Annotated in this window: 11 protein-coding genes; 3 read left to right on the top strand and 8 right to left on the bottom strand. The window is 62.8% G+C overall.

Going from position 1 to position 12,990, the window contains the following annotated elements:
- Positions 1-143: 143 nt before the first annotated feature.
- Positions 144-1,607: a DUF1214 domain-containing protein gene (locus AWB78_RS15855; protein ID WP_198399279.1), complete on the bottom strand. Its 1,464-nt coding sequence runs from the start codon at positions 1,605-1,607 to the stop codon at positions 144-146.
- 596 nt (positions 1,608-2,203) lie between these two features.
- Positions 2,204-2,692 carry an aminoacyl-tRNA deacylase gene (locus tag AWB78_RS15850; RefSeq protein WP_062605814.1) on the bottom strand — a complete coding sequence of 163 codons (489 nt, stop codon included), beginning with the start codon at positions 2,690-2,692 and terminating at the stop codon, positions 2,204-2,206.
- A 194-nt stretch (positions 2,693-2,886) separates the two neighbouring features.
- On the opposite strand from AWB78_RS15850, the gene fusA reads away from it, so the two are divergent.
- A complete protein-coding gene (gene fusA, locus AWB78_RS15845; protein WP_062605812.1) occupies positions 2,887-4,938 on the top strand; it encodes an elongation factor G in 2,052 nt (683 codons plus the stop codon).
- Between the two features lie 52 nt (positions 4,939-4,990).
- Here fusA and AWB78_RS15840 read toward each other — a convergent pair whose 3' ends face one another.
- Together AWB78_RS15840 and AWB78_RS15835 are read right to left on the bottom strand one after the other, a co-directional pair.
- Positions 4,991-5,599, bottom strand: a complete 609-nt coding sequence (locus AWB78_RS15840; RefSeq protein ID WP_062605810.1) for a dioxygenase family protein — start codon at positions 5,597-5,599, stop codon at positions 4,991-4,993.
- 182 nt (positions 5,600-5,781) lie between these two features.
- Positions 5,782-6,072, bottom strand: a complete 291-nt coding sequence (locus AWB78_RS15835) for a porin (protein WP_332460104.1) — start codon at positions 6,070-6,072, stop codon at positions 5,782-5,784.
- Between AWB78_RS15835 and AWB78_RS48305 the strand changes: the two genes are divergently transcribed.
- Together AWB78_RS48305 and AWB78_RS15830 are read left to right on the top strand one after the other, a co-directional pair.
- Positions 6,028-6,321: a hypothetical protein gene (locus AWB78_RS48305; protein WP_232477730.1), complete on the top strand. Its 294-nt coding sequence runs from the start codon at positions 6,028-6,030 to the stop codon at positions 6,319-6,321. The genes AWB78_RS15835 and AWB78_RS48305 overlap by 45 nt on opposite strands.
- A gap of 363 nt (positions 6,322-6,684) precedes the next feature.
- The gene (locus AWB78_RS15830; protein ID WP_198399278.1) at positions 6,685-9,417 is read left to right on the top strand and encodes a winged helix-turn-helix domain-containing protein; all 2,733 of its coding nucleotides are present in this window, start codon (positions 6,685-6,687) and stop codon (positions 9,415-9,417) included.
- A gap of 30 nt (positions 9,418-9,447) precedes the next feature.
- On the opposite strand, the gene phaZ is transcribed toward AWB78_RS15830, so the two are convergent.
- From phaZ to AWB78_RS15810, 4 genes are all read right to left on the bottom strand, one after another.
- A complete protein-coding gene (phaZ, locus tag AWB78_RS15825; RefSeq protein ID WP_374729471.1) occupies positions 9,448-10,251 on the bottom strand; it encodes a poly(3-hydroxyalkanoate) depolymerase in 804 nt (267 codons plus the stop codon).
- Positions 10,252-10,309: 58 nt separating this feature from the next.
- The gene (locus tag AWB78_RS15820) at positions 10,310-10,711 is read right to left on the bottom strand and encodes a phasin family protein (protein ID WP_062605802.1); all 402 of its coding nucleotides are present in this window, start codon (positions 10,709-10,711) and stop codon (positions 10,310-10,312) included.
- A 70-nt stretch (positions 10,712-10,781) separates the two neighbouring features.
- Complete coding sequence (locus AWB78_RS15815) at positions 10,782-12,488, bottom strand: alpha/beta fold hydrolase (protein ID WP_062605800.1); 1,707 nt, start codon at positions 12,486-12,488, stop codon at positions 10,782-10,784.
- Between the two features lie 21 nt (positions 12,489-12,509).
- Positions 12,510-12,974: a MaoC family dehydratase gene (locus AWB78_RS15810; RefSeq protein ID WP_062605798.1), complete on the bottom strand. Its 465-nt coding sequence runs from the start codon at positions 12,972-12,974 to the stop codon at positions 12,510-12,512.
- Positions 12,975-12,990 lie beyond the last annotated feature (16 nt).

The raw sequence follows: 12,990 nt of genomic DNA, 5'->3' as shown, positions 1-12,990 counted from the left end.
AATTCGTCGGATGATCGCTAGCATATGTCGGATTGGTAGGCAGCTTTTATGCTTTGGTGTGAGGATTGAATTTGGCGCGACATCACGGCCCCGGTTCGTTGGGACATGTTGACGAGACCGTTAGTCGCGTTCGGATCGTAGCGCTAGTTGGCGGGCGGCCGGTCGGAGATTTCGATCGCGGGCGGCACGTACGTACCATTCGCGACGCTGCCTTCGGGACCATAGACGCGCAGCATGATGTTGAAAGGCCGGTTGAGCACCGGCAGCCAGTTGGCCGCGGGAACGCCCGGCGGCTGCGTCGCCGAGAGGTAGACCGAGAGCGATCCATCGTGATTCTTCTTGAGGCCGGGCGTATAGCTCGCGACCACGTACTTGTCGATCCGGTTGGGAATCAGCTCGATGGCCTGCGGCGTGTAGGCCGTGATCGACCAGAAGCGCTTCGCCTCAGGAATCTGCCCCGGCGCGAACGTCAGGACGTAGACCTGCCGGTTGCTGCCGTTGAGCGAAACGCCGTCGCGATCCTGGAACACGTGGTAGTACGCGGCCGCCGAAATATCGTTGCCGTACTGGATGAACTCGGTGATCGAAGCCCGTTCGACCACCTGATCGCCCCAGGTGCCGATGTTCCTGAAGTGGACCCAGTTGGTCGGACCCGTGTGCGTCAGATAGCGCTCGAGAATCAGTCGATGCGCCGCGCGCGTGGCCGCCGCAAACTCCTGCTTCCTTGCCTCATCGAAATCGCCGTTGTTGAAGAGCGCGTCGAACTTCTTCGACAGTGCTGCCTCGTCGGCCGGCAGAGGCGGCGTGTTGGTCGACTGCACGGCCAGCTGGAGCTGCTTCAGGAACTCGATGGGATCGCGCGTGGCGAGTGTATCGGCGATGGTCTTATAAGGCGTGGCGAAAGCGATCTCCGGAAGAATCAGCGGCGCGCCGCCGGTAACGTCGTGCGGCGCTCCGTTCGGGCAAGGGTGATTGAGGTAGTCGCACAGAGGTTGCAGCGAAAGCGATGTGCGGAACATCTCGGCCTGCGAGGTCTGGTTCTCGCCGGTGGGCGAGTACTTGTCGACCCGGATGATGAAGCTCGACGTGTTGTACGGAATGTGGATCGGCGTCGCGTTGGAGGGCAGCGCCCCGTTGAAGTCCGGGCCCACGAGTGCAAAGGTCCCGTTCGCCTGTTCCGGAATGCCCGACTGGAACACGTTGCCGAACGGATCGAGCGTGAGCAGCGAGAAGGTGGTGTTGGTCGGCGGAAACGTGACGATCACGGGTTGGTCCGCCAGTTGAAGAAATGTGCTGGCATAGAGCGTATCGTCGTTGATTGCCACGACGCTCTGGTAGATCGGAGATATCCGGTCAGGACCGATCAGACGATTGCGCGTCAGTCCCACCTGCGATTGGTTGTAGGTGAACCAGAGCGGATAGAAATTCACGACGTATTTCGCCGTGGTCGCGAAAATGTCGGACTGATGCATAGGCCGGTCCTCGTCTTCGGCATGCGCGTTCGCGGCAAGCCCGGCGGCAATGCCAAGCGGCACAAGCAGAAACAGATGCCACTGCAGGAGAAACCGGCGAAGCACGAGCAGGCTTCGATAGGTTAGGCGCTTCATGATGGCGACCTCCGGAAAGGCGTCGTTGATGGTGGCGGAAGCGTCGAGCGTCCGCTCAAGACCGCGCATGGTTGAGCATCGGGTGATTGCCGATCGCCGCTTTGATAACTGATGGCCGATGTTTTCTTATCAGCTTTCTTATCGCAACGTAGGACTACGAATTGTAAACGTCGGAGTTATAGCCGTTGTTTTACGACATTTATACGATCAATCTTGCCTGGACAGTATTCGATTACGTATGTGTCAAGCAAAACTAAGCATAGGCGAAACTCAAGGTGATGAACGGGATAATTAATGTCGTTCCACGCTACGTCTCGCATAGCGACGGCTGAATCGCTCGTCTAAATAAGATTCACCCTCAGAAAAGCACTGCGCATCGGCGATGCGATAGCCACCCTCTCATCGGCTTTCGACGATAGGACACTCGTTATCCGAAGCATCGGCGACCGTGATCGCGGCCCGCGCAGAGGTCTGCGATGAATGATGGGGATCAGCGTTGAAGCGATTCGCCGAAACGCCATGGCGGTGCGCAGCGAATCGAAATGCGCAGCGCGCTTTTTGCCGCGCTGCGCGAAGCCACCATCAGGCGAGCGCCGTCACATCGACCTGCTGCTCTGCATGCGCCGGGCGAAGCGTGCGCGCTCGGCCTGGTCCATCAGATTCAGGAATTGATCCGTGCCCATGTGAATCAGTTCTTCATGATCGCCAGCCTCGAAATAAATATCGGGCTGATGGGTGAGGCTCTCATCGAGATAAGTTTGCATGCCATAGGCGGTACATACGGGCGGCAGCGCACCCGCGTCGCAATCCTTGAACAACTCCCGCAGATCGGCCTCTTTGGCCAGCATGAGATGACGTCCGGTCTGTGCCCATAGCTCGGACAAGCGCACGGCATAGGTCGATGGCAGCACAGCCGCCACATAGCCGTGCTCGTCTTCGAAAAGCACTGTTTTGGCGAGTCGATCGCCGGGAATATGCGCCGCCGCCGCCGATTCGCCGCTGGAATGGCTGTACGGATGATGCACGATTTCATACTGCGAGCCCTTGCTGCGCAGGCAGTCCTGGAGCGTGGATGACATTGACATGATGCGCCTCCATTTGGAGGGAAGAAAAGGAGATTACTTCGCAACATATCTCAAGAATAGGTCGCTTTCGCTCGCGTGCAAAAAACCCGCTGACGACAAACGCGGGCGCGGCGGCGAAAGAAACGGCGGCGTGTGGCACGTGCGTCGGTTTTCGCCAATAATGGCCCCACATCCACTCCTGGACGAGGGCGAGCATGCATTACGGCCCCGATTCCATACGTACCGTCGCGCTGGTAGGACATGCGGGATGCGGCAAGACGTCTCTCGTCGAAGCCCTGTTGCACGGCGGCGGCGCGCTCCACGCGCCCGGCAGCGTCGAGCGCGGCACCACGGTCTCCGATTTCGACCCGCTCGAACGCAAATATCATCATTCGCTGAACTCCGCCGTCGCCCACCTGCACTACCGGGACACACGTATTTTTCTGCTGGATACGCCCGGCTATCCGGATTTTTTCGGGCTGTCGATCAGCGCGCTGCCCGCTGTCGAAACCGCTGCGATCGTCATCGACGCGCAGGCCGGCATCGAAATGGCCACCCGGCGAATGATGACGTGGGCGGAAGAACGCAAGCTATGCCGCATGATCATCGTGAACGGTATCGACGGTGAAAAGGTCGACCTTCCAGCGCTGCTGACGCAGATTCAGGAGACCTTCGGCACGAAATGCCTGCCTGTCAATCTGCCGGCTCAGAACGGCCGTCGAGTGGTGGACTGCTTTTTCAATCCCGCTGGCGAGGCCGACTTCCTCTCCGTTGCTGCCGCGCACAATGCGTTGGTCGATCAGGTGGTCGAAATCGACCCCGCGCTGATGGAGATTTACCTGGAGCAAGGCGAGGCCATTACGCCCGAGCAGTTGCACGAGCCCCTGGAGCGGGCGCTGCGCGAAGGTCATCTGGTGCCGGTCTGCTTCACGTCGGCGGCCAACGGCGCGGGCATCGCGGAATTGCTCGACGTGTTCGTCCGTCTCCTGCCGAATCCGACGGAAGGCAATCCGCCGCTTTTCTACCGCGATGCAGGCGGCCGCAAGGAAGTGGTGCGCGCCGAACCGGTTCCCGACAAGCATGTACTGGCGCACGTCTTCAAGATCGTGATGGACCCTTACATCGGCAAGCTCGCCATGTTTCGCATCCATCAGGGCACGATCAGACGCGATAGCCAGCTTTATATCGGCGAAGGGCGTCAGCCGTTCAAGGTCGCCCATTTGATGATGCTGCAGGGCAAGGACCATGTGGACGTCCCGCAAGCGGGTCCAGGCGATATCTGCGCCACGGCCAAGGTCGATGAAATCGGCTTCGATGCCGTCCTGCATGACGCCCCCGAGGACGGCGACATCCATCTGACTCCGCTCGACTTCCCCACGCCCATCTATGGTCTCGCGATCGAGCCTGCGCGCCGCGGCAACGAGCAGCGCCTGTGGGAGATTCTGCAGAAGCTGAGCGCCGAAGATCCGTGCCTGCGCATCGAACATCCGGTCGGCACGAACGAAACGGTCGTGCGAGGTCTGGGAGAACTGCATCTGCGCATGATGCTGGAGCGATTGTCCGAGCAGTACAAGCTCGACGTCGTGACGCGGCCACCGAAGATCGCCTATCGGGAAACGATCGGCGCCAAGGCCGAGGGGCATCATCGCCACAAGAAGCAAACCGGCGGCGCCGGGCAATTCGGCGAAGTGATGCTGCGCGTCGAGCCATTGCCGCGAGGCGCGGGTTTCGAGTTCGTCGATGCCGTCAAGGGCGGCGCCATTCCCGGTCAGTTCATGCCCGCGGTGGAAAAAGGCATCCTCCAGGTCATCGAGAGCGGGCCGCTTGCCGGCTTCCCCATGCAGGACGTCCGCGTCACCGTCTTCGACGGCAAGAGCCATTCGGTCGACTCCAAGGAAGTGGCATTCGTCTCCGCCGGGCGCAAGGCGTTCATCGATGCGGTGCTGAAAGCGCGGCCCGTGTTGCTCGAGCCCATCGTGGATATCGAGGTGATCACGCCAGAGGGCGCGATGGGCGAGATCATCGGCGACCTTTCCGCCAAGCACGGACAGGTCCATGGCACGCGCACGGCCGCCGGCAATACCGTGGTCGTCAACGGGCAGGTGCCATTGTCCGAGCTCAACGACTATCAGTCGCGTCTGAACGCCATCGCGGGCGGACATGGCATCTACAACATTCAGTTGAGTCACTATGATCCGGTGCCCGCCGCTCAGCAGGAGCGGATGGCTTCGCAGCACAAAAGGCAGTCGGACGGTGCGGCGTCTTGAATGGATGCAAGCGATGTAATCAGGATCGCCGATCAAATAGATCGCGCGCCTTTCAGCCGAGTACGAAATCGAAGCGCGCCGCTTTTTGATCGCCGTTGCCGTCGATCGTCATCAGCAGCCGCCGATCGAACAGCGAATCGCGAGCATTGCGCTGCTCGCCGGGAAAATACAGTTGCGTGGTGAGGATCGGCCCGTTGGGCGGCTGCAACGTGACGTGGAAGTGTCGCGTGCGTCCGGGATACAGACCCGGCACGATGGTCTCGAGGCGGTAGCGCCCCTCGCTGTCGGCGAATTGATGGCCGCGCAGCCGGAATCCGTCGATGTCGTATTCCCCGGCGTCATCGGCGTGCCAGAAATCGAGCAAGGCGCCGGACACCAGTCTGCATCGCGACGACCACACTCTTCCGCTCAGGACGATCTTCGTTCCGTCGATGCCCGGCTCCAGCAGCGACGCCCGTTGCGGCGAATTCGGCAGGAAGAACGGCCCCGCCGTCTGCCGCGCGGTCGGTTCGTGTCCGTCGGTGCATCCGGGTGTCGCTGAAGCGCTCGCGGCTCTTCCGTCCTTTGTATTTCCGAATGCCAGCAGCAGTAACGTCGACGGCACGGCACACGATCTGCGAAGAAAATCGCGCCGTCCCAGGCTTGCTTTTCGTGTCTGCATCGTCGATGCTCCTTGCTTCCCGCCCGGTCGGCACGCTGCGCTGGCTGCGGGACCAGTGAACGCCATGTGCGTTCATGGTAAGCCGATATTCAGGCTCGGGCGAGCCGCAAGGACAAACGGAGGGCTCAATGTTTTCGTTGCGGACTTCTCCGCGATTCCTGACACGGCTGAACAAGCCGGCACTAGAACAAGTGCCGCAGCCCCGCGCTCACGCCGAGTTGCGTCGTGCCGAAGGCCGAGCTTATCCCGTTGACGCCCTGCAACTGCGCGCCCACCAGCCCGCCGCGATACTGCGAGTAATCGACTTCCAGATAGGTATCCGTGCGCTTCGACCAGTTGTAATCCGCAAGCAACTGGAACTGCGTCGCGTTGCCATCGCCGAGCTGGGTTTTGCCGGTCTGGATCGTGCGCCACACGTTCGCGGAAAGATGCGTCGCAAAGCCGATCTGTTGCGTGACACCGCCGAAGAACATCTGCCGCGCGCTGAACGTGTTGATTTTCAGCGCCGTCAACGCGGGCGGCGAAAACGGGCCGTTCGGAAAATTGCCGACGAATCCGGCATCCTGACGATTGACGACCGCGCCGCCGATGTGACGGCATGCAACGATGTCGTCGAAATGACGCCGGCCAGCAGGGCCGCCCTATGGCTGCTTCTCTTCTCTGGCCGACTGCCGCGCTTCGCAACGACGCTTCCGGCCAATCTCCTTACCTTCATCATGTGAAGACCTTTTTTTCGTATTTATATTGCAGTACCAATGATTAGCTAAGCATCGACTCGACTGTTCGATGCAATCGGGGCGCCGGACGATTTCTATTCCCGGCGCCGTGATAGCTCTAACTCGGTACACAGCTCAAAGCTGTTCGATCGGGATATCTTTCGCGCAGTACACGTCTCCTTCATGGGGATGGATGGCGTATCATCGAACGAGCCGTGCAACGCCCAGGCGCGTGGCCCGATGGCCGCCATGCAATTCATGGTGACTCAGCGTGACCGTCCGCAATATCCCCCGTATAGGGGAGCGCGATTCGCACGGGCAGCGGATCGCAGCCAGGGTCGATCCGAGTGCCATTAACCGCTGATCAACGTGACCGATTCCAAAGCGCCAGCCAGGCCATCCCTGCTTCTCGCGACGAAGCTCCTTCCGCCGCGCCTCGCCGCCGGGCTGATCGATCGCCCGCGGCTCGTCGGGCTGGCTGAGCTTGCCGAAAACAAGCGGCTCACCGTCATCAAGGCGCCGGCGGGCTTCGGCAAGACGTCGCTCGCGCTCGCGTGGCTCGAACATCTGCGAGGACGCGGCGCGCTCGCGCCCTGGCTCTCGCTCGATCCCGACGACGACGAACCCGCGCGCTTCCTGCACCATCTCGCGCAGGCGTTGCGGCAGGCTTGCGGCAACGTCGGCGCTTCGGTGATCGGGCTGACCGCGGAGGTCTCGCTCGTTCCCGCGCAGTCCATCGTCGCGACGCTCATCAACGAGCTGGTCGAAGTCGAGGACGAGGTCTTTCTCTTTCTCGACGACTATCACCTCATCGGCCTTCCGGCCATTCACGAGCTCGTCGCGTTCTTCATCGAGCGCATGCCGCCGCATGTGCATCTCGTGATCTGCACGCGCGCCGATGCGACGCTGCCGCTCGCGCGCCTGCGGGCACGGAACGAGCTGCTGGAAATCGACGCATCGGCGCTGCGCTTCGACTTCGAGGAAACGCGCTGCTTCATCGAGCGCGAGTGTCCGGGCGGGCTCGAAACCGCCGCCGTCAAGTCGCTGTTCGCCCGCACCGAGGGCTGGGCCGCTGCGCTGCGCATTTCGGCCTCGGTGCTGGCACGCGAAGACCGCGACCACGGCGCGGAAGCGAGCGTGCCATCCGGCGCGGCGCGGCCGTTCGCCGCCTATCTCGAGGAAATCCTGACGCATCTGCCCGCGGAGATCGTCGGATTCATGTTGCGCACGGCGATACTCGAACGCCTCAGCGCGCCGCTCTGCGAGGCTGTGACGGGCGCCGGCGACGGCCAGCGCATGCTGGAGACGATCGCCGCGCGCCAGCTTCTGCTGGAGCCGATGGATATCGAAGGGCAATGGTTCCGCTATCACCATCTGATGCGCGACTACCTGTGCAGGCGGCTCGAAACGCAGTGTCGCGATGAAGTGCCGGACCTGCACCGCCGCGCGTGCCGATGGTACGCGCAACAGGATCAATGGACGGATGCGGTCCGGCACGCGATCGCCGCCGGCGCGATGGACGACGCCCTCTCGCTGATGGGCCGCTGCGCGATGGCGCTCGTCATGAAGGGCGATCTGCTCACGCTGCTGGGATGGCAGCGTCACTTCCCGGCGCATCTGATGCGCGAGCAAGTGCAGGTGAGACTGGCGATCGCATGGGGCATGGCGCTGGCGCTGCGCTTTTACGATGCGCTCGACATGGTCGATGCGCTCGAACACGACGCCCCCGGCCACGCGGACGCCGAGGCCGAACGCATCCGCTGGGAATGCGCGGCGATCCGCGCGGTCGTGTGCGCCGTGCAGGACGATCCGCAGCGCGCGCTCGCGATGGCGCAGACCTGTCTCGCGCGGCCATCGTCCGATGCGTGGACCACCAATGTCCTCTCCAATGTCGTGCGCCTCGGGCACTGGAAGGCGGGCCGTCTCGAAGCGCTCTACGCGACGCCCTGGATTCCCGATTCGATCGAGGACGACAAGCGCAACGTGTTCTCGTCGGTGTATCGGCTGTGCCTGCTCGGGCACGCGGAAATGCAGCAAATGCATTTCGATCTCGCCGAGCAGTATTTCACCAAGTCGATGTCGCTGGCCGAACGCTACCTCGGCCCGCAGTCCATCTCCGCCGCGTTGTGTGCGCCGATGGTCGCGCAGATCCGCTACGAGCAGGGCCGTTTCGACGATGCGGAAGCCATCCTCATCGACATGATGCCGGTCATCGATCTGGCGGTCATACTCGATAGCGCGTTGATCGCGTATCGCGTGCTCATTCGCATCGCCGTCGCGCGCGGGAACGCCGCGCACGCGTATGCACTGCTCGAGCACGCTCAGGCGCTCGCTCACCGGCGCGGCTGGCCGCGCATGATCGCGGGGGCGCTCGTCGAACGCACGCGGCTGCATATCCGGGAAGGAAGGTTGACGGAAGCATCGGCGTGCGCCTCCCAACTCGATGATCTCGCCGCCCGCGATACGCAATTCTCGCCGCCCGTCTCGGCGGAAATCGAAAACTACCGCGCGCTCGCCAAGGCGTGTGTCGCGATGGCGCGCGACCGTAACGACGAAGCGATCGAATGGCTGAGCGCCGCGCGCGACCGCGCCGAGCAGCGGCATAACGACTACCTTTCCCTGCGCTTGCGCACCGTGCTCGCGCTGGCGTGCGCGGGAGCGGGCAGAACCCGCGATGCCGTCGATGCCTTCAAGGAAGTCCTGAAGATCGCCGCGACCACGGGCATCTATCAGTCCATCCTCGATCAGGGACCGTCAATCGGGCCGCTGTTGCAGTCCATTCGCGACGACATGCGCGCCACGGCCCAGACGCGCGATCTGGTGAATTACATCGACCGGCTGCTCGATGGCTGGCGCGCGCTTTATCAGGCCGACAGCAAACCGCCGCGCGAAGCCGAACGCGAACCGTTGAGCGCGCGGGAACGCGGCATCGTCGAGTTGATCGCGCAAGGGCTGTCGAACAAGGAGATCGCGCGCGATCTCGGCATCGCGCCGGAAACGGTGAAATCGCACGTGAAGAGCATCTTCGTGAAGCTGTCGGTCGACAAGCGCGCGCATGCCGTCGCGCGCGCGCAGGCGCTCGGGCTCGTGCGGTCTGGCTAGCGTCACACGCAGCGCGTCACTCGACGGACCTCAATCCCCTTCCCGACGAAGAAACGCGCGCACGACGGGCGCGACTTCCTGCGCGCGCGTGATGAGAAACAGATGACCGTCGTCGATGACATGGAGCGACGCATCGCGGATGCGCGCCGCGAGTATCCTCGCATTCGACAGCGGCACGATGGGATCATCGCTGCCGTGCATGACGAGCGTCGGCTGACGCAATGTGCAGAGCCAGTGCAGACTGGTCCAGCCCCACGCGGCCATCAGCTGATACAGATAACCGCGCCCGCGCGGCGGCTGGATATGACGGCTGTGCGCTTCGAGCAATGCCGGATCGCGGCGATACGCGCCGCCATAAATATCGGGGCCGACGCGTTGCAGATAAGCCGGATCGGTATAACGGCGCGGACCGATCAGCTTCGTCAGCACCGACAGTCTGGCGGGCACCATGAGAACACCCGGCGACGTCGCCGCGAGGATCAGTCTGCGGCAGCGCTCGGGATTCTGCCGCGCGAACTGCTGCGCGAGCGCGCCGCCCCACGACACCCCGAGCACGTCGACGGGTCCGTCATGCCCGAGCCGCCGCAGCAGCTTGTCGGCGAGAACGGAGAGCGTCGAGAACCGATAGGGCGCGAGCGGCGCGGGCGACCCGCCGACACCGGGGATATCGAAGATGATCACGCCCACGTCCTGCAGCGCATCCACGAACGGCTCGACGAGTTCCAGATTCGCGCCGATGCCGTTGAAGATGAGAAGCGGCGGAGAAGCATCGCTGCCGTGCCGCACGCCGACGCGCACGATCTGTCCGTCCACGTCGATGAGTTGTGTTTGCATGCTGCTTATCGTTTCGTTCATCCACCCCTCTCCTCGCGACACGCCGGGTCGCCGTGCGTTACTTTTTGGGCTGCAGAAGCGCCTTCCACTCCTCGACGTTTTCCGCGACGCGCTTCGAGATCACGGCGATGCTGTCACCGTGCGCGCGATAAGCCGTATCGACGAGTTCGCGAACATCCGACAGCGCCGTGCGCGCATTTGCTTGAACCTTGGATTCCTCCTGGTCCTTCTGTCGCGCGATCATCGATTGGACGCGCGTGATTCGCGCGTTGACGATCTCCGCCTGCTTCTGGCCGAGCGACTGAAGACCCGCCAGCGCAGTCGTGTTGGCGGCCGCGAGCGCCTCGATATCCTTGCGGCGCGATTCGAGCATCGCGTTCACGTCGATGCGAGGCAGCCTGAGCTGCGTGACGAAACCGAGGTAATCGGCGATGAGGCTCTTCGGACGAGTCGTTTCCATGAGCGTTGCTCCTTTGAAAAAAAATCGGATCGATTGAATGTCGGCCGCGACACGGCCTGTCGCTCGTGCATCAGGCTTCCAGCACGTAGGTCCCGGGCGCCGCCGCCAGCGACGGATACCGCCGGTTGCCGGGCTTCGACGGCGCGGCACGCCGTTCGCCCGAACGCGCGGCCAGCCAGTCGCGCCAGTTGCTCCACCACGAATCGTTCTCGGCTTGCGCGCGGGTGAGCCAGGCGTCCGCATTCGCGGGCAGCTCGGGATTGAGATAGAACTTCGCCTTCGGATTGCCCAGCGGATTGATGAGGCTCTGAATGTGGCCGCTCGAACTCAGCACGAAACGCGTGTCGCCGCCGAAGAGCCGGGCCGAATCGTAGACGCCCTTCCACGGCGTGATGTGATCGGTGATGCCGGCCACGACGTACTTGTCGCAGGTCACTTCCGTGAGGTCGACAGGCGTGCCCAGCACGCTCAAAGCGCCCGGCTTCGAAAACAGGTTGTCGGTGAAGATGTCGAGCAGTTGGCCATGCAGCTTCGCGGGCAGGCGCGTGGTGTCGTTGTTCCAGTACAGAATGTCGAACGCAGGCGGCGTCTTGCCCAGCAGATAGTTGTTGACCCAGTAGTTCCAGACCAGATCGTTGGGCCGCATCCACGCGAACACGCGGCCCATTTCCTCGCCGGCGAGCACGCCCCGCACCATGCTGCCCTGCTTGGCCGCCGCCACGGCTTCGGGCGTCGCGAACAGGCCGAGCTGCGAATCCGCCGTGCTGTCGAGCACAGCGACCATCAGCGTGGCCGCGTTGACCGACTTCACGCCCCGGCTTGCCAGATGTCCGAGCAAGGCCGAAATGGTCATCGCACCGGAGCACGCGCCATGCAGATTGATATCGTCGCTCCCCGTGATGGCGCGCACCGCCTCGATCGCTTCGAGCAATGCGCCGACGTAGGTATCGAGATCCCAGTGAGATTGCGCGACCGTGGGATTGCGCCAGCTCACCACGAACACCTGGAACTCGCTCTTCAGCAGATGATCGACGATGCTCTTGCCTTCCGACAGATCGAACACATAGAACTTGTTGATCTGAGGCGGCACGATCAGTTGCGGACGGCTATAGACGTGTCCGGTCGTCGGCGCGTACTGGATCAGCTCCAGCACTTCGTTGCGAAACACCACGGCGCCGCGCGACGTGCCGAGATTCTTTCCGACCTCGAACGCGGTCTTGTCGACCTGAGCCGGCATGCCCTGATTCGTCAGCATGTCGGTCACGATGTTCTTCATGCCGCCGATCAGACTCGCGCCGCCCGAATCGACGACTTTCTTGAGCGCCGCCGGATTGCCGAGCAGCGTGTTGGTCGGCGAAAGCGCGTCCGTGAACAGCGACATCACGAACTGGGCGCGCTCCTTGTTCTTCGGGTCCAGCGCGCAACGGTCGACGAACCCGGATAGCGCGTCGCGCCATGCGAGATAGCCTTGCAGCGTCATGCGGTAAAGCGAATTCTCGCGCCACGCCGCATCGCCGAAACGCTTGTCGCCCTGCGGCGGATTGCATTCCGCGCTTCCGCCCAGCGCGGCGATGAGATCCCGGACCAGCTTCGCTTCCTGCTCCACGACGAGCGCCGGTTGCCGCAACGCCTGCGCGCCGATCTGCTGCGCCGTCGCGAGCACGTCGCACGGACGCAGTCCCACGAATGGGTTCGGGCCCAACATGCCTTCCGCGGCGGAAGCCGCGACGTCGTCGGGCTGTGCGCCTCGCGACAGGTTTTCAGTGCTTGCCGCCATCTTCCCGTTCCTCACATCCGTTCATGCGACCAGCATGGCAAGCGTTTCGGCGATCAGCGCCGGCTTGTCCTCGCCCTCGATCTGCAACTCGTTCATCGTCCTGACGATGACCCGGCCGCCGCCCTTTCTCTCCGCCGCCAGCAGCGTCACGCGGTTGCGCACGCGCGCACCGGCTTTCACGGGCGTCATGAAGCGCACCTTGTCGAGCCCATAGTTGAGCCCGGCGGATGCATCGCCCGGGATGACGCCGATCTCGATCGCGAGCGAAGCCAGCAGCGAAAGCGTCAGATAGCCATGCGCGATGGTTCCGCCGAAGGGGCTTTCGCGCCTGACACGCTCGACGTCGACGTGAATCCATTGCGTATCACCCGTGCATTGCGCGAAGGCGTCGATGCGCGCCTGATCGACGACGACCCAGTCCGACACCCCCAGTTCGCAGCCGACGAAGCTTTCGATCGTCGCGATGCTGTATTCCTCGATGCTCATCGTGTCGTCTCCTCGT

Origin of the sequence: Caballeronia calidae, from assembly GCF_900044055.2 — a bacterium.
Taxonomy (GTDB): domain Bacteria; phylum Pseudomonadota; class Gammaproteobacteria; order Burkholderiales; family Burkholderiaceae; genus Caballeronia; species Caballeronia calidae.
The sequence above is the reverse complement of the archived record's forward strand: the minus strand, read 5'-3'. Positions and strand labels throughout refer to the sequence as shown.